Source organism: Roseburia faecis, assembly GCF_001406815.1.
Lineage (GTDB): Bacteria > Bacillota > Clostridia > Lachnospirales > Lachnospiraceae > Roseburia > Roseburia faecis.
On the sequence record NZ_CVRR01000033.1, the window covers coordinates 85352 to 103699 of the forward strand.

13 protein-coding genes are annotated in these 18348 nt (G+C 46.1%); 11 read left to right on the plus strand and 2 right to left on the minus strand.

All coding sequences use genetic code 11. The features are described from left to right. Window positions 1-83 precede the first annotated feature (83 nt). Genes M72_RS10550 through M72_RS10575 form a run of 6 tightly spaced genes read left to right on the plus strand, consistent with a single transcriptional unit; the run spans window position 84 to window position 8238 of the window. Window positions 84-2084, plus strand: a complete 2001-nt coding sequence (locus M72_RS10550; RefSeq protein WP_055068196.1) for a 2-isopropylmalate synthase — start codon at window positions 84-86, stop codon at window positions 2082-2084. A gap of 20 nt (window positions 2085-2104) precedes the next feature. After that, window positions 2105-3484, plus strand: coding sequence for an NAD(P)/FAD-dependent oxidoreductase (locus M72_RS10555; RefSeq protein WP_055068197.1), 1380 nt, complete (start codon window positions 2105-2107; stop codon window positions 3482-3484). Next, window positions 3481-4404 carry a nucleoside phosphorylase-I family protein gene (locus tag M72_RS10560; RefSeq protein WP_055068198.1) on the plus strand — a complete coding sequence of 308 codons (924 nt, stop codon included), beginning with the start codon at window positions 3481-3483 and terminating at the stop codon, window positions 4402-4404. Before M72_RS10555 ends, M72_RS10560 begins: the two co-directional genes overlap by 4 nt. Continuing rightward, window positions 4376-5407, plus strand: a complete 1032-nt coding sequence (locus M72_RS10565; protein ID WP_055068199.1) for an SPL family radical SAM protein — start codon at window positions 4376-4378, stop codon at window positions 5405-5407. The genes M72_RS10560 and M72_RS10565 overlap by 29 nt, the downstream gene beginning before the upstream one ends. Further along, on the plus strand, window positions 5400-6110 hold the full coding sequence (locus M72_RS10570; protein ID WP_022046963.1) for an SDR family NAD(P)-dependent oxidoreductase: 711 nt from the start codon (window positions 5400-5402) through the stop codon (window positions 6108-6110). Before M72_RS10565 ends, M72_RS10570 begins: the two co-directional genes overlap by 8 nt. Window positions 6111-6117: 7 nt before the next feature. Further along, window positions 6118-8238 carry a SulP family inorganic anion transporter gene (locus M72_RS10575; protein WP_055068200.1) on the plus strand — a complete coding sequence of 707 codons (2121 nt, stop codon included), beginning with the start codon at window positions 6118-6120 and terminating at the stop codon, window positions 8236-8238. Here M72_RS10575 and M72_RS10580 read toward each other — a convergent pair. Continuing rightward, on the minus strand, window positions 8229-9560 hold the full coding sequence (locus M72_RS10580) for an MATE family efflux transporter (protein ID WP_055068201.1): 1332 nt from the start codon (window positions 9558-9560) through the stop codon (window positions 8229-8231). The genes M72_RS10575 and M72_RS10580 overlap by 10 nt on opposite strands. 208 nt (window positions 9561-9768) lie before the next feature. Here M72_RS10580 and nudC point away from each other — a divergent pair, with 208 nt between their 5' ends. The 5 genes from nudC (at window position 9769) to M72_RS10605 (ending at window position 16574) form a co-directional block, all read left to right on the plus strand. Beyond that, entirely contained in the window at window positions 9769-10605 is an 837-nt protein-coding gene (gene nudC / locus M72_RS10585) for an NAD(+) diphosphatase (RefSeq protein WP_261291820.1), read from the plus strand. Window positions 10606-10744: 139 nt separating this feature from the next. Continuing rightward, window positions 10745-12088 (plus strand): MATE family efflux transporter, encoded by a 1344-nt coding sequence (locus M72_RS10590; RefSeq protein ID WP_055068203.1) that lies wholly within the window; start codon window positions 10745-10747, stop codon window positions 12086-12088. A gap of 91 nt (window positions 12089-12179) precedes the next feature. Then, window positions 12180-13709 carry a DUF1538 domain-containing protein gene (locus M72_RS10595; RefSeq protein ID WP_055068204.1) on the plus strand — a complete coding sequence of 510 codons (1530 nt, stop codon included), beginning with the start codon at window positions 12180-12182 and terminating at the stop codon, window positions 13707-13709. Window positions 13710-13734: 25 nt separating this feature from the next. Then, on the plus strand, window positions 13735-14433 hold the full coding sequence (locus M72_RS10600) for a P-II family nitrogen regulator (protein WP_055068205.1): 699 nt from the start codon (window positions 13735-13737) through the stop codon (window positions 14431-14433). Between the two features lie 137 nt (window positions 14434-14570). Then, on the plus strand, window positions 14571-16574 hold the full coding sequence (locus M72_RS10605) for a diguanylate cyclase domain-containing protein (protein ID WP_055068206.1): 2004 nt from the start codon (window positions 14571-14573) through the stop codon (window positions 16572-16574). Here the strand turns inward: M72_RS10605 and M72_RS10610 are convergent. Next, entirely contained in the window at window positions 16565-18181 is a 1617-nt protein-coding gene (locus tag M72_RS10610) for a sensor domain-containing diguanylate cyclase (protein WP_055068207.1), read from the minus strand. The two genes, M72_RS10605 and M72_RS10610, sit on opposite strands and share 10 nt — an antisense overlap. Window positions 18182-18348 lie beyond the last annotated feature (167 nt).

The window sequence follows — 18348 nt, forward strand, 5'->3', positions numbered from 1 at the left end:
TTAATCATTTCCAAATGAGAGATTATGTGTTAAAATTACTCATTGAAATTGATAATATTTAATGTTGGAAAAGAGGAAACATCATGAAAAATTTTGACAAGTATGAAAGACAGTATTTTCTTCCTCCAGTCTGCGAATACGACTGGGCCAAAAAAGATTACATAGAGAAAGCACCAATCTGGTGTTCCGTGGACCTGCGTGACGGTAACCAGGCACTGATCGAGCCGATGAGCCTTGACGAGAAGCTGGAGTTTTTCCAGATGCTCGTGGATATCGGATTTAAGGAAATTGAAGTTGGATTCCCGGCAGCATCAGAAACAGAGTTTATTTTTATGCGTACGCTGATTGAGCGGGATATGATTCCGGATGATGTGACCGTTCAGGTACTGACACAGGCGCGTGAGCATATCATTAAAAAAACATTTGAGGCAGTCAAAGGGGCTCCGCATGCAGTTATTCATCTGTACAATTCCACTTCTGTGGCACAGCGGGAGCAGGTGTTTAAAAAAGACAAAGAGCATATCATGCAGCTGGCTGTGGATGGTGCAAAGCTGTTAAAGAGACTTGCCAGTGAGACAGAGGGAGATTTCTCTTTTGAGTACAGTCCGGAAAGTTTCCACGGAACCGAAGTGGATTACGCAGTCGATGTCTGCAATGCCGTTCTGGATGTATGGGAGCCGGATGCCGCACACAAGGCAATTATCAATATCCCGGCAACTGTTGAGACTGCAATGCCGCATATTTTTGCAACACAGATCGAATATGTAAGCAAGCATCTGCACCACAGAGAAAATGTGGTACTCAGTCTTCATCCGCACAACGACAGAGGCTGCGGTGTCAGTGATGCTGAACTGGGACTTCTGGCAGGAGCAGACCGTATCGAAGGCACGCTGTTTGGAAACGGAGAGCGTACCGGAAATGTCGATATCATTACGCTTGCCATGAACATGTTTTCTTATGGCATTGACCCGAAACTGGACTTTGCAGATATGCCACGCATCCGTGAGACGTATGAGCGTCTGACGAGAATGCATGTCCATGAGCGTTCTCCGTATGCCGGAGATCTTGTCTTTTCTGCGTTCTCCGGTTCCCATCAGGATGCGATTGCAAAGGGAATGGCCTGGAGAGAAGAAAAGAAATTAAAGACATGGACGGTTCCGTATCTGCCGATCGATCCGATGGATGTGGGAAGAACTTACGATGCCGATGTTATCCGTATCAACAGCCAGTCCGGAAAGGGAGGAATCAGTTATATCTTAAAGCAGAATTTCTCCATTTCTCTGCCGCAGGCAATGAAAGAAGAAGTCGGATATGCAGTGAAACAGGTATCGGATGAAGAACACAAGGAACTTTCTCCACAGTGGGTATACGAGATCTTTGAAGAAAACTATATGAACAAAATGCCGTACTTTACAATCGATTCTTGCCATTTCAAGCAGAATGATGGTATTATGGCAGAGACAGAAATTAACTTTGGCGGAAAGAAGACCATCGTCGATGCAAACGGAAACGGTCGTCTGGACGCCGTGAGCAACACAATCAAGCAGTTCTTCGGTATCAGCTACGAACTTTCTACCTATGAAGAACATGCATTGTCCCATGGATCTTCTTCTAAGGCAATCGCCTATGTGGGCATTACCTGTGAAGGAAAGAGTTACTGGGGTGTCGGTATGGATGAGGATATCATCAAAGCGTCCATCCATGCGCTGACGGTTGCTGTAAATAAATTACCGCAGATTGCACAAAATGATGGGGCACAGGATGAACGCCTGACCGCCATGCTTAATTTTATCCAGAACAATTATCAGGATGTAACACTTGAGAGCATGGCAGCGCAGTTCCATCTGTCAGAGCCTTATATCTCCAAATATATCAAGGATAAATCAGGTAAGACATTTGGAGAGCACGTAGCCCATATTCGTATGAAACGTGCCAAGACTCTGCTGAAAAACGGTAATATGACGGTTGAAAATATTGCGGATGTTGTCGGATATCCGAGTGTTGAGCATTTTAACCGTACCTTTAAAAAATGCTTTGATATGACTCCGTTGCAGTACCGCAATGAGAGCCGCGAGAAAAAATAAAAAGCCGGAGGTGGCGTCGAATGTATGATGTAATTATTATTGGAGCAGGACCGGGGGGGATTTTTTCTGCCTATGAGCTCATGAAGCAGGATGAAAATTTAAAGATTGCAGTGTTTGATGCAGGACGTTCTTTGGAACAGAGACATTGTCCGATTGATGGAGAAAAGGTAAAGAGCTGTATCGGCTGCAAGACCTGTGCAATCATGAACGGATTTGGCGGAGCCGGAGCCTTTTCGGATGGTAAATACAACATTACCAATGATTTCGGCGGTACTTTATATGAATATATCGGCAGACAGAAAGCACTTGAACTGATGAAATATGTGGATACCATCAATATGTCTCACGGTGGAGAGGGAACCAAAATGTACTCCACCGCAGGCACAGATTTAAAAAAAGTGTGTCTGCAGAATAAACTGAAGCTTCTGGATGCATCGGTCCGCCATCTGGGCACTGATGTCAATTATGTTGTGCTGAAAAATCTTTATGACGAGATGAAAGACCACATGGACTTTTTCTTTGACACCCCGGTGGAGAAGATTCAGGTCAAAGAAGATGGATATCTTGTTTCGACAAAAGATGCGGAATATGCGTGCAAAAAATGTATCGTGTCAGTCGGACGGAGCGGAAGCAAGTGGATGGAAACCGTCTGTGAGGATCTGGAAATTCCTACCAAATCCAACCGTGTGGATATCGGTGTGCGTGTAGAACTTCCGGCAGTGATCTTTTCCCATCTGACCGATGAACTTTATGAGAGCAAGATTGTTTACCGTACGGAAAAGTTTGAGGATAATGTCCGTACGTTCTGCATGAATCCATATGGCATAGTGGTAAATGAAAATACCAATGGTATTGTGACGGTAAACGGACACAGCTATGACAGCCCGGATCTTCGCACAGAGAATACGAACTTTGCACTTTTAGTTGCCAAACATTTTTCCGAGCCGTTTAAAGACAGCAATGGATACGGAGAGAGCATTGCGCGGTTATCGAACATGTTAGGCGGTGGTGTGATCGTACAGCGTTTTGGTGATCTGGTGCGCGGACGACGCAGTAATCAGAAACGTATCGAGGAGGGGCTTGTGACACCGACACTTTCCGCAACACCGGGAGATTTAAGTCTGGTTCTTCCGAAGCGAATCTTAGATGGTATCATTGAGATGATCTATGCGCTCGATAAGATTGCACCGGGTACCGCAAACGACGATACCCTGCTGTATGGTGTGGAAGTAAAATTCTATAATATGGAAGTAGAGCTGGATGAGAATCTGCAGAGCCGGTATCCGGGACTTTATATCATCGGAGATGGCAGTGGTGTGACCCATTCACTGTCTCATGCATCTGCCAGTGGTGTTTATGTGGCAAGACACATTTTAGAAAGTGAAGGAAAAGCTATTTGATCACAATATTTACAGCTCTTTATCCGGAGGCAAAGGAACTGATCCGGGCGCTTTCTTTGAAAAAAGATATGACACAGAATCATTTTCAGGTATTTTCGGATGAAAACAATCAAATACAGATTGTCATTACCGGGGCATCCGCCATTGCGGCGGCCACGGCGGTGGCAGAGTGTTCGACCAGAAGAGAACCGGATAGCGGGGATTTCCTGATCAATTATGGGAGCTGTGCCGGCAGGAAAAATATTCCTGTCGGCACTGTTTCGCTTTGTAACAAACTGACGCAAACGGTAGACGGACGTACATTTTATCCCGATATTTTATACCGGCATCCGTTTGAGGAAGCAGAACTATACAGTTTTCCCGCGGTACAGGACCGGGAATCTTTCCAACAGTTTTTGGATAAAGATGCCGGGGCGGGGGACAGAAGAAAAGAGATCCTGGTGGATATGGAGGCTGCTGCAATATATCAGGCAGGAAACTATTACTATGCACCGCACCAGATGCTGTTTCTCAAGGTAGTAACCGATCATGGAACAACACAGGAGCCGCAGAGTGCCGGGAGTGGAGAACATTTTTCACAGATCATGGACCGGGCAGCAGAAGAGGTTTTAACATTTATCCGGCAGCTTTTGACAATGCAGGAAAAAAACAGCAGGCAGGAGAGTATGCAGGAAGCATTTAGAAGCCAGGTAGAAGAACAGGCAAAGCTGTGGCAGGAGGCATTGCATGGTTCTGAAACCATGAAAGCGCAGATCCGGCAGATGATTTTGTATCATTCACTCTGCGAAGCAAAAGAAGCATCCGGGAAGCAAACCATGTCCGGATGGTACCGGGAATATGAACAGGCAGGCCGGCTGCCGGCAAAAGACAAACGGGAAGGAAAGAGGATTCTTGAAGAACTTAGAGCACGTGTGTTATAATACACGGTTTTCCCATATTTATGTGGAACGCCGCATCCGCAATCATCCGCGTACGGAACAGATCCTTTTGCGGTTTCCACAGGCACAGATTGTGGAGATTGAACATTACAAGGATGTATTTAACCGGCATGGACAGGACTGTGTCCGGCAGCATCAGGCACAGGCTCTCATTCTGGCAGAAAAAACCGATCATTTTTTTTATGAAGGAGCACCGGTCTGTCAGGATTTTGGCAATACTAATTTTTATTACTGTTCCACAATGATGAACTGCATCTATGATTGCAGCTACTGTTATCTGAAAGGCATGTATCCGTCCGGTCACATGGTGCTTTTTGTGAATATCGAAGATTACCTGGAAGAACTTGACCATATTCTGAAGACACAGAATATGTATGTGTGCATTTCTTATGATGCGGATCTGCTTGCCATGGAGGCTGTGACAGGATATGTCAGACTCTGGAGTGCATATGCTGCAAAACATGAAAACTTAAAGCTGGAAATCAGGACAAAATGCGCCGGCCATGCGATGTGGGATCTGCCCTGTCTGTCCAATGTGATCTATGCGTTTACCCTGTCTCCGCAGAAGATGATAGATGCGTTTGAGAAAGAAACACCTTCGGCGTTTGCACGCATAGTCTGTGCCGCGGAGGGACTTAAAAAAGGATTTCCGGTGCGCCTGTGCTTTGATCCGATGCTGTATCTGCCGTCCTGGAAGACCGATTATCTGCAATTGCTAAGTCAGATTGACCGTATTTTTGGTGACCGTATGTTGCATGACGTCTGGGAGAAACTGGTTGATGTAAGTGTGGGAACGTTCCGGATTTCACAGGAATATATGAAAAAACTCCGGCGGGTAGAACCTTTTGCACCAGCGGTACAGTATCCTTATGTCAATTGCAACGGGGTATATCAGTATCCACCGGAATTATTAAAGAAAATGGAAAGTTTTATGATCACGGAATTAACACAGAGAATGGACAAGGAGAACATATATCATGAGTAAGGCAGCGATTGTAACCGGTGCCAGTTCCGGAATCGGACTGGCAATCAGCCGGGTACTCTGTGAGAAAGGGTATGAAGTCTACGGATTTGGACGGGATTTTGCAAAAGAACAGACAAGGGAATTTGTAGAGCAGACCGCGGCATTTCATCCGGTAGAAGGCGATTTATTAGAAGAACAGAAATTATGCGATGCGGTGAAAGAGATCACAAAAACGGCAGACATTGAGGTACTTGTCAATGCGGCCGGGGTTGGTCATTATGGTCTGCATGAGGAACTGACTCCCAAAAAGATACAGGCCCTGGTCCGTACAAACCTAGAGATTCCCCTGCTTCTGACGAACCGGCTGCTTCGGGTGCTGAAGAAAAATCATGGATATATCATCAATATCTCGTCCGTGACGGCCAAGCAGAGCAGTCCGCATGGCTGTGCCTATGCGGCAACCAAGGCGGGACTGTCCAGCTTCGGAAAGAGTCTGTTTGAGGAAGCACGCAAGTACGGTGTCAAGGTGACAACGATTCATCCGGACATGACAGATACCAATCTGTACCGGGATGCGGATTTTACCTGTGGGGAGGAGCCGGAAAGTTATCTGCTGCCGGATGAAGTGGCAAAGGCGGTTGCCTATGTGCTTGACCAGCGGGAGGGCATGGTCGTGCCAGAGATTACGCTGCGACCGCAGCTGCACCGCATTGCAAGAAAGTAGGGGAAATATGAGAGTAACAATTGCACAGACACTGCAGCATTATGAGAAGAAAAACCTGCCGAAAGATATTTGTGCCGGAATTATCATTATGGCCGTTTCCATCCCGATTTCCATGGGATATGCGCAGATTGCCGGTCTTCCGGCGGTATACGGTCTGTATGGATCGGTGTTTCCGATCCTGTTGTTTGCACTGTTTTCGACTTCACCACAGTTCATTTTTGGTGTGGATGCAGCTCCGGCGGCACTGATCGGAGGAGCGCTGATTGATCTGCACATAGAAAGCGGTTCAGAAGCAGCACTTAAAGTTGTGCCGGTCCTGACTCTGTTTGTGGCCATGTGGCTTCTGGCATTTTATCTGATGAAAGCGGGAAAACTCGTGAATTACATATCTGCACCGGTGATGGGCGGTTTTATTACCGGAATCTGCACGACGATTATTCTCATGCAGGTACCGAAACTGTTTGGCGGGACTGCGGGCACTGGAGAACTTTTGGAGCTGGCCGGACATATCGGAAATACACTTGGACAGATCCATGTTCCGTCCCTTATAATGGGTGTGATTGCACTGGTAATTCTGCTGGCGGCAAAGAAACTGATACCAAAATTTCCGATGGCGGTCGTACTGATGGCGGTTGGAGCCCTTATGACAAAGTTTCTTCCGGTCAGGGAGTGGGGCATACAGACATTAAGTGCTGTGCAGACGGGACTTCCGCGGTGGAAGGCGGTGGATCTGTCTGCAGTGCCGCTTAAAGATGCCATAACGATCAGTCTGTCGGTGGCAGTAGTGATTATGGCAGAGACTCTTCTGGCAGAAAATAATTTTGCCCAGAAAAACCGCTACCGGATCAACGACAATCAGGAATTGCTGGCATTTTCCCTTGGAAATTTTGCAGCAGCTCTGACCGGATGCTGTCCGATCAACGGGTCCGTATCAAGGACCGCAATGGGAGAACAGTATCAGGGGAAAACCCAGCTGACAGGAATTGTGGCGGGAATTTCCATGATGATTCTGCTTTTGTGCGGAACAGGATTTATCGGATTTCTTCCGGTTCCGGTGCTTACCGCGATTGTGATCTCCGCATTGCTTGGAGCCACGGAATTTGAACTTGCAGTCCGTTTGTGGAAAGTCAGCCGCACGGAATGTCTGATCTTTTTTGGTGCATTTTTTGGAGTGCTGCTGCTTGGAACCATCAATGGTGTTTTGATCGGCATCATGCTTTCCTTTACCGAGATGATTATCCGTACGGCAAAACCGGCGCGGTGTTTTCTTGGCATACAGACCGGACACAGTCATTTCCGGGATCTGAAAGAGAGCAGTTCCATCCATGCCGTGGAGCATGTGGTCATTTACCGGTTCAGCAGTAATCTGTGTTTTGCCAATGTTTCGGTATTGCAGAAAGATATTGAGGATGCCATCCGCGAGGATACCCGTGCGGTGATTTTAGATGCGGGAGGCATCGGGAGTATTGATATTACGGCGGCAGACTGTCTGGAGCGGCTTTATGGCTCCCTGAAAGAAAAAGGTATCCGGTTTTATATGACGGAACATATTGCGGAGGTGAACGAACAGCTGCGCAGACTCGGACTCGGGTATATGGTGGAGGAAGGCTGCGTGCGCAGAACCATCCATATTGCACTTAAGGATATGGGGATACGTCGTCCGTACCCGCTGGAGGGCGGTGTGGACAATGTTGAAAAAAGCGCCTCACGGAAGCGGGCAGATAACCGGGTGCAGGAATTTGTCTGGGCATTTGGTTCGGAGGCAGAACAGGAAATGGAAAAACAGATTGCCCGCCAGATTGCGCATCTGATATCGGATAAGGATGTGGAGGAGCTGATTCACGGACGCTGGTCCCATATGGAGGCGCTGGATGAGGATGAATGGCTGGAGCATCTGGAAGAACATTTAAAGGAAATTGTCAATATTTCCGGGAAAGATGAGGAGACACTGGCAAAAAGGCTGGAAGAACACCGGCAGGAAGTACATGACCGGATTGCACAGGAACATCCGGAACTGGCAGAACGTTTCCGGGAACGCAGACATCTGCTGGATGAGCATCTGCGGGAGCGCAGGCCGGAGGTATACGAACTGGTAATCAGACTTCGCGAAAAAAAGGATCAGGCATAATGATATTTTTTGCGGCTTCTGACAAAGAAGGTTACCGTGAGCCCTAACGTGAGAAGTTCTGCTACTGCCACGGCACTCCAGATTCCGTTGATGCCGAGAAGCAGTGGCAGAAGGAGTACAGCAGCCAGCTGGAACACCAGTGTCCGCAGAAAAGAGATTGCAGCAGATATCAGTCCGTTGTTTAATGCCGTAAAAAACGAAGAACCGTAAATATTAAATCCATTGATCAGATAGGCAATGCAGTAAATACGGAAACCGTTTTGGGTCATGGAAAACAGATCCGCATCATATCCGACAAAGATGGCGGCCAGAGGTCTGGCGATCAGCTGCGCCAGAATAAACAGCATGAGTCCCCAGATTCCGATGAGCCGCAGACTTTTTTGGAACAGATTTTTTAATTCGTCATGGTTGCTCGCTCCGTAGTGATAGCTGACAAGCGGCGCACTTCCGATGGAATATCCCAGAAAAATTGCAATAAAAATAAAGTTTACATACATGATCGTTCCAAACGCAGCCACACCGTTTTCTCCGGCAAGATTCATAAGCTGAATATTGTACAGAGAGTTTACAATGGAACTGGAAAGGTTGGTCATCAGTTCGGACGAACCGTTTCCGCAGGCGCGCAGAAAAATTTTCCCGTTAAAGTGTGTGCGCCCAAGTTTAAGAAGGCTGGAATTTTTGCGTGCAAAATAAAGGATCGGAAACAGACCGCCGATACATTCGCTGGTGACCGTTGCAAATGCCGCACCGGCCAGACCGATCTGGAAAACGCCTACCAGTAAAAAGTCCAGAACCATATTGGTGACACCCGCGATGACGATGACACCAAGACCAAGTTTTGGTTTTTCTGCGGTGACAAAGAAACTCTGGAATACGTTCTGGAGCATAAAGGCCGGCATGGAGAGCAGCGTAATGCGGGCATAAAGCACACAGTTTGTCAACAGCGCACCGTCGGCACCAAGCCCGCGTGCAATCAGCGGGGAAAAGAGGATGCCGAGCGCGGAGAGGACAATGCCTCCGATCAGCGTGAGGTATACCAGCATGGAAAAATATTCGTTTGCCTGTTTCTTTTTGCCTTCGCCTAATGTCTTTGCAACGATCGCACTGCCTCCGGTACCGATCATGAAGCCTAGAGCGGAGATTGCCATGAGAAACGGCATGATCAGATTGACAGCGGCAAAAGCAGTCTTTCCGACATAATTGGAAACAAAGAGCCCGTCCACTACACCGTAGATGGAAGTAAAGATCATCATGACGATGGAAGGAAGGACGAACCGCAATAATTTTTTGTAAGTGAAATGTTCAGATAATTGTATCTGCATATAAAATCCCCCTGTTGTGTGTAGATAGATAAACATATAGTATAGCCGTATCCCGGATTTTCGTCAAGAAAATTTGATATTTAAGAGGCTTTAAGAGGCTTTATGCGATAATTGATGCGGTTGATCTGACCTTACCGGAGTCAGATGCGGACAAAACAATGATAAACAGGAAAAGAGAGAAGCAATCATGATACAGGACATTTATCCAATGAAATTAGACAATGCATTTCAAATGAAAGAACCGGATGCAGACAGCAGGATACTGGCATTTCGTGATCGGACGGTTTATCTGAAAAACGAGGGGGAGATCACATTTCTTAAGTATCACGTGTGGGTGGAATACTGTAAGACACATCACAAAAAAGTGCCCGGACTGGTATATCTGTTTTCCGTGGATGACATATCTTTTTATCTGACAGAGCTTTATGAAGATGTGGAAATTCCGGGATTTATGTATCATAAACTGTTTGCGGTCCGGTCCATGAAACCGAAGGAGCGTGTATTTGCCGCAACAACGGCATGGCATCTGTATGTGTGGTACCGGGATAATCAATTCTGCGGCAGATGCGCACATCCGCTTGTACACAGCCGCACGGAGCGCATGTTGCAGTGTCCGGTCTGTAACAATATGGTTTTTCCGAAGATTGCGCCGGCAGTCATCATCGGACTGACAAATAACGATCAGATCATGATGACAAAGTATGCAGGCAGGGAATACAAACGGTATGCGCTCATTGCCGGGTTTACGGAAATCGGGGAAACCGCGGAAGAAACTGTCCACCGGGAGGTGATGGAAGAAGTCGGGCTGAAAGTGAAAAATATCCGTTATTATAAAAGCCAGCCATGGGGCTTTGACAGTAACCTTCTGATGGGATTTTTCTGCGATCTGGCAGAAGAAGGTGAGATCCGGCTCGAAGAAGAGGAACTGTCACTTGCCGAATGGGTAGATTACCGGGATGTGCCGGATGATCCGGAAGGATTAAGTCTTACTAGGGAGATGATGACCTATTTCCGGAAGCAGCGCGAACAGGGGGTAAATCCCTGACCGGATTTTCTGGGCTTTTTCCAGAAACGATTCCTGTTGTTTTCATAGTATCTATCCTTTACAAATTGTGATATTATTATTTTCGACAAAAATATGTTTATTTTATGAAAAAAGAGAAATTTTTTTACGAGGTAATAAAATGAAAGATCTTACAAAAGGAAAACCTTCCCGATTAATACTCGCTTTTGCGCTTCCGATTTTTCTGGCCAATCTGCTGCAGCTTACATACAGCCTGGTGGATACCCGGATTGTCGGATCGTTTCTGGGGGAAGATGCACTTGCAGCTGTCGGTGCTACAAGTTCACTGAGCAATCTGATCATCGGCTTTCTGATGGGGCTTTCCAACGGGTTTGCCATCATCACTGCACAGCGGTTCGGAGCAAAGGATCTGCGCGGGGTGAAAAAATCGTTTGCCATGTCACTGACACTCGGAATTGCCGTTGCTGCGGGACTGACGGTTCTCGGTCTGCTTTTTCTGCAGCCGATTTTACGCTTTTTAAATGTACCGGAAAATTTAAGGACAGTGGCGGGTTCTTATATTGTAATCATTATTGCGGGATTGATTGCAACATTTCTTTATGATGCCTGCGCTGCTGCATTGCGTGCACTCGGAGATACCATTACGCCTTTGGTGATTCTTGCAATCTCTGTCATATTGAACATTGCGGGGGATCTCTTTTTTGTGGTCGTTTTAAAAACGGGGGTAAGGGGAGCCGCGGTTGCCACGGTTTCGGCACAGGCGTTGGCGTTTGTGATCTGCTGGATCTATATGATAAAACGGTATGAACTGCTCCGGTTGTCCGGGGACGATTTCAAAGAGCCACAGCCACAGATGATCCAAAGCATGCTAAGCGCGGGTCTGTCCATGGGGTTTATGAGTTCCCTGATCAATATCGGTTCCCTGACGCTGCAGACGGCAATCAATAAACTGGGACAGAACATTATCGTTGCACATACCGCAGCCCGCAAAATATCGGAAATGTTTATGATTATGTTTACGGTATTCGGACAGACGATGGCAACATACTGCGGACAGAATCTTGGAGCAGGACGGATTGACCGGATAAAAAAGGGAATCGGGCTTGCAATTTTATATACCTGTATCTGGTGCAGCTTTACCATTGTTGCAAGTTATACAATCGGAGACTGGCTGGTTTACATGGTAACTGGAAGCAAAAATGCCGAAGTACTGAAGAATGCAACCAATTATCTGAAGTTTGATACGCTGTTTTATTTTGTCACGGCAGTGATATGTGTTGTCCGTAATGCCATGCAGGGGCTGGGAGACCATATTACACCGCTGGTATCAAGTTCACTGGAAATGATCGGCAAAATCGTGATTGCAGCAACACTCGTTCCGTGGTTTGGCTACACAGGTGTAATCGTGGCGGAACCACTCGTATGGTTTATTATGGTCATTCCTCTGCTGATACAGATTTTCCGCATGCCGGTTTTAAAAAATAATATTTTAACCAAATCTTAGGAAGAATTTGCTGGTTTTTCCTTCTAGTGCATGATAATATGGCATACATATATAAATTGTATGAAAATATGCAGGAAGAAGGAGGGATTGTTTGGAAAAGAGAAAAGAAAAAACAAAAGAATCCATACAGGCAGTATTGCCGATTCTGTTCATTGTATTGTTACTGAGTTTTACAGTGGCACCGGTGTCCGCCAGTATTCTGCTGGAATTTATGATCGGTGCGGTGTTTGTAATTATAGGCATGCTGTTTTTTTCCATGGGTGCCGAAATGTCAATGTCTCCTATGGGGGAACGTGTAGGAGGCAGCATGCTTAAAACCAAAAAACTATGGGTGATCCTCCTTCTGGGCTTTTTTCTCGGGGTCATCATTACCATTTCAGAACCGGATCTGCAGGTGCTTGCCGCTCAGGTGCCGTCGGTGCCGAATATGGTGCTGATTCTTTCGGTGGCAGCCGGGGTTGGCGCATTTCTTGTTGTAGCACTGCTTCGTATTTTATTTGGAATAGCGTTAGCCCCGTTATTAGTTGTGTTCTATGGTGTGATATTTGTGATCGCAAGGTTTGTTCCGGATAATTTTCTGGCGGTGGCGTTTGATTCCGGAGGTGTGACGACCGGACCGATGACGGTTCCGTTTATTATGGCACTTGGTGTTGGTATTTCTGCAATCCGAAATGATAAGCATGCGGAAAACGACAGTTTCGGACTGGTTGCACTGTGTTCGATCGGTCCTGTTCTTGCGGTATTGCTCCTGGGACTGGTATATCCTGCCCAGGGAAGTTATGTGGCAGCGGACGTGCCGGAAGCTTTCAATTCTGTGGAACTTGGCCGGCTGTTTTTATCCGAAATTCCCTATTATCTCAAAGAAATTGCAGGTTCCCTGCTTCCAATCGTTTTCTTTTTTGGAATTTTCCAGCTTGTTTCCATTCAACTACATAAAAAGACATTGATTAAAATCTGTGTGGGACTGCTTTACACGTATGTCGGACTGGTACTTTTCCTGACCGGTGCCAATGTCGGATTTATTCCCGCAGGAAACTATCTTGGAACCGTTATGGCATCACTGCCGTGTCCGTGGATTTTAGTCCCGGTCGGAATGGTGATCGGATATTTCATTGTCAAGGCAGAGCCGGCCGTCTATGTCCTGATGAAACAGGTAGAAGAACTGACCGATGGGGAGATTTCCGGAAAAGCGATGCAGATCAGCCTTTCGGTTGGTGTGGCTGCTTCAGTCGGGCTTTCCATGCTGCGGGTGCTTACCGGAATTCCGATTATGTATTTTTTAATTCCGGGCTATGCCATTGCACTGTTTCTGACGTTATTTGTTCCGAAAATCTTTACCGCGATTGCGTTTGACTCCGGAGGCGTGGCATCCGGTCCAATGACGGCAACTTTTCTGCTGCCACTGGCACAGGGTGCTTGTACGGCAGTAGGCGGCGATGTGGTAAAGGATGCCTTCGGCGTGGTAGCGATGGTTGCCATGACTCCGCTGATTACGCTGCAGGTCCTCGGGCTGATCTATAAGATTAAGAGTAATAAAAAGGAAGAAATGGAAGAACAGCCATTACTGCAGGCAGAGGATGTGTTTGCCGGGTATGCGGATGATGCAATTATAGAATTATAGAAAAACAGGAAAGAGGAGCGGACAAATGAGTGAGATCTATATGATGGTTACGATCTGCAATCGAAAACAGATGCAGAAATTTGTGAAGTTTTATAAGCAAAATCACGTGGATACTGGAAATATTTCTCTTGCCATGGGAACAGCGGCCAGCGATGTACTGGATTACTTCGGACTCGAGGAGGATGAGAAAGGCATTCATTTTTGTCTGGTCACATGTCCCACCTGGAAAATCGTGAAAAAGGGATTGCAGACGGAACTGAAAATTGATGTGCCCGGGACGGGAATTGTCTTTCTGATACCGCTTAGCAGTATTGGCGGAAAACATCAGCTGAAATTTATGCTGGGAGAACAGGAATTCGAGAAAGGGGAGGAGACAACGTTGAAGGAGACAAAACATGAGTTGATCATTGCAATTGCCAATTACGGATACAATACGCAGGTGATGCGTGCGGCAGAAGAAGGCGGAGCCACCGGGGGAACGGTTTTTCACGGGAAAGGTGTCGGAATGAAACGGGCAGAACAGTTTCTCGGCGTATCGCTGGTTTCCGAAAAAGAAATTATATTAATTGTTACGAAAACGGAACAGAAAAATGCAATTATGAAATCCATCATGGAAAAAGCCGGAATCGGGACAAAAGCGGGAACCATTGCGTTTTCTCTTCCGGTTACCAGCACAGCCGGACTTCGGATTATCGAGGATTCCGGGGAATGTGAAGAGATTTAGATCACATTCCACAAATTTATCCGACTAAAATTAGCTAAAAATATAATTGATATAAACATAAAATTATATTAAAATAATTTTATTAAGAATAGAAAATGAGCTAACTTTAATTGAAATGAGCTAAGGGGCGGATAGATATGACAAAAACAAGGAAAACCATAGGCGTGATGGTCGGAGGCATCACAGACGATTTTACACGTTTTTTGTGTAAAGGTCTGAGGGAGGCAGCAAAAGAGCAGGATGTCAACATGGTAGTGCTTCCGGGAAAATTTTTAGACCGTGATTACGCGCAGAACACGGATATTATGTATGAATATCAGTATGATACCCTGTTTTCGAGTGTACAAAAAGGCCGTCTGGACGGGATTATCGTAGCGGCAAACTGTATTGGCTGTTACACGACGAAAGAACGTATGGTTGAATTTATGCATCACTATGATGGAATTCCATGCGTTCTGGTTTCCTCTGATCTGGAAGGATATGTAAATGTCAGTTATGACAATGACCGTGGAATCCGGCAGGGAATCGATTATCTCGTGCAGGATCTGCATTACACAAAAATCGGAATGGTAGGCGGGCCGAAGGAAAATTCTGATGCAATGGAGCGCAAAGCTACGTTTGAGAGTGCACTCTGGAAGAACGGTATCTTACCGCAGGAAAAACGGTATGTGGAAGGGGATCTGACGGGAAATGCGCATAGCGCCTATGCCAGACTTCTGGATGACAATCCGGATCTGGAAGCCGTTTTTTGCGTCAATGATGAAACTGCAGCCGGATTTTATGAAGAACTGAAGGCGCGGGGGCTTATGCCGGGAAGGGATATCTCGGTTTTCGGGTATGATGATACGGAGTGGTGTTCCCAGATTTATCCGACACTTTCTTCGGTACGTGCGGATGTGTCAAAACTTGGCAGCAAAGCATGTGAACTGTTATGCCGGATGATGCAGGGAGAAAAAGTCTCTTCTGTGCGCCTTCCGACCGATCTGGTGATCCGGAATTCGTTTTGCCGGGGAAATCAGGAAGAAGTGGATGCGCGCAATGATGTGCTGGAAAAGTACGAGTCCATGAATCACTGGGCCGATGAACTGTTCGGAAAGCAGAAACGGGTAAATTTCGAAATGAAAAACTTTATTTTGAAACTGCTTTGTTTTGAAAAAGGAACCGATCAGAGTTTTGGGGAAATTCTTGCAACAATGGAATGGTTAAAGATACATAATGCATTTTTGTACATCTATGAGGAGCCGGTCATTCATCTGAATCATGAATTATTTCAGATGCCGGAGCAGCTGCTGCTGAAAGCCAGTGAACTTCATGGAAATGTAGAAAATATACCCGCCATTCATCAGAAAAAAAAGGCAAAAAATATTTTCCGGTTTTCCAGGCTGGGAATGTCTGACCGGGCATGGATGGTAACGCTTCCTCTGTATGCCAATGAAATGCTGTATGGAATTTTAGTGTGTGATCTGACCGATGAAGTGCTGGAATATGGAGAATTTTTAAGTAATCAGATTTCGGCAGCAGTCAAGATGCTGAATCTTCTGAAAAACAATGAGAATATTCAGAAACAGTTAGAGGAATCTCTGTATGTCTTAAAGGAAAACAATCTGGAACTGGAAACACTTTCAAAGAAAGATCCACTGACCGGGATCTGTAACCGGAGAGGATTTTTCGAATATGCGGAGCCTATGCTGAAAAAAGCAAGAGCAGCGGAAAAAACATTTCTGGTGCTTTATGCGGATATGAACAATCTTAAAATCATCAATGACCGGTACGGACATGAGGAAGGGGATTATTCCCTGCACACCATCGCGGAAATTCTTGCAGAGATTGTCCAAAAGGAGCAGACAGGGGATGGGGTTGTTGCGAGAATCGGCGGGGATGAGTATGCATGTGCACTGATGACGGAAAAGAAAAAAGAACTGTTATTACAGGAGTTATACGATGCATTCACCGTTCGGAATGAACAGAGTGACAAACCGTATAACGTAACGGTTTCCATCGGTGCCTGTGCGTTAGAGCCGGGCGATGAGCACAGTCTTGCGGATGCACTTTCGCTTGCGGACGAGCAGTTGTATGAGGTAAAGAAACTCCGTAAAAAAGATGTCGCAAAAATACCGCTGCAGGCAGAGCCTCAGCGGTAAGAAAACGTTTTTAACTGTTTTTTGTTTTCGTACATATTCTGATCTGCCCGCTTTTGAAGGGCATCCAGATCCGCATCTGTCCGTGAATCAAAGACAGCATATCCACAGGCAATCTGCAGATGGATGTTTCGGGAGGAGGCGTTGTAAACGGCCTCCTCTTTTCGCAGACAGGAGATCAGATGGCTGATGTCGCAGGTGTTATGGTCGTCAATCAAAACACAGAATTCATCTCCGCCGATGCGGTACAGTTTTCCGTAACGTGAGAAAACTTTCTGGAGAATATGTACGGCATCCGTAATATACTGATCCCCACAGTCATGTCCGAATTTATCATTGTAGTATTTCAGGTTGTTCAGGTCAAATACAAACAACAGAAGATTTGTCAGTTTTTTGCACCGGCTGGTATCTTCGTGGTAAGCATTCCGGTTGTAGCAGCCGGTCAGGAGATCCTTTTCCGCAAGTTCACGGTAGAGAGCCGCGCGACGGCCGGTATCGATTTCCTTTAGGGATACGAATGCGGTGTCGCAGGCAAGGGTTACGATAAAAAGCAGCATGGCGATGCGGCCGACAATTTCGATGTCCTGCGACCCCTGATAATAATTGTACATGTCGGAAAAAAGAGTACCGATCAGAATAATGATCCCTATGGTACAGATCCACAGGGCATGTGTCGTCGTGTGGTGATAAAATTTGTTGCAGATGGTATAGATAAAATATAAAACTGCAAGGCCGATCATGACATGGGTCATCCAGAGTGTCTGCGTCAGGTCACGGATATCCATAAGCTGCAGGAATAAAACAACTGCAATCTCTGCCACATCCAGCCAGACAAAAATCCGGCAAAGATACCGGTCCCTTGCTTTTAAATAATGCCGGACGAACATCATAAAAGGAATGGGCAGCAGCAGAAGAAGCATGCGGGTCACATAGGAATGGAACACCGGGTTCTGTGACAGAAGAATGGAAGAGCTTGTTTCCAGGCAGAACCATGCACCAAGATCCGTTGTAAGAATTCCCAGATACAGCATGGATTTGCTCACATATGCCCAATGATGCACAAACAGCCAGTAGATGAGCATCAGAATGCCAAGTACAACGTTCATAATGCCGAGGAGCATGGGAATCCCTGCTTTTAAAAGTTCATGGCGAAACATATGGACACCATCGCCCTGATAGAAAACCGGATCAGACACCTGTTTGTCCAGGTTGCAGTTGGTGAGTGTGACGAGGATGCTGCGTGTATTTTCCGGGACAGAGACCATTTCACAATTACGTCCGGTTGTATGCAGAATACTGTCCGTTTTGAGGCTGCGCGTATAAAGCAGCTTTCCGTCTACTTCCACAACCACGGTCTGATGCTGGCTGTAAAACATCAGGGTAGAAGCCTTTTTGGTCCATCGGACATCGGAAATCCGGTAAACAGTAGTTGCTTTGGATACCTTAACACGCCGGGACGGGAGCATCTGGATGTGCAGATCCGCGCTGTGGTTGCTGAGACTGTATGAGGTACACTGCCAGCCGAAAACCAGTGCAACAGCTGCAATGATAAGAATAAGCAGATAAAGCGTGCTTGTAGTTTTGTATTTGGTTAAATCAGGTTTTTTCATAACATGTATTCTCCGTAATAAGAGGTTCCTGTAAATTTGCCTAATAATTTCATCATAGCGTAAAACACAGAAAATGACAATCTACTTCCTGGCAAATTTATGTATTTTTATCGGAACTTACAGGGAAAATCTTGACAGCATCCATGGATTGTATAATAATGAACTAT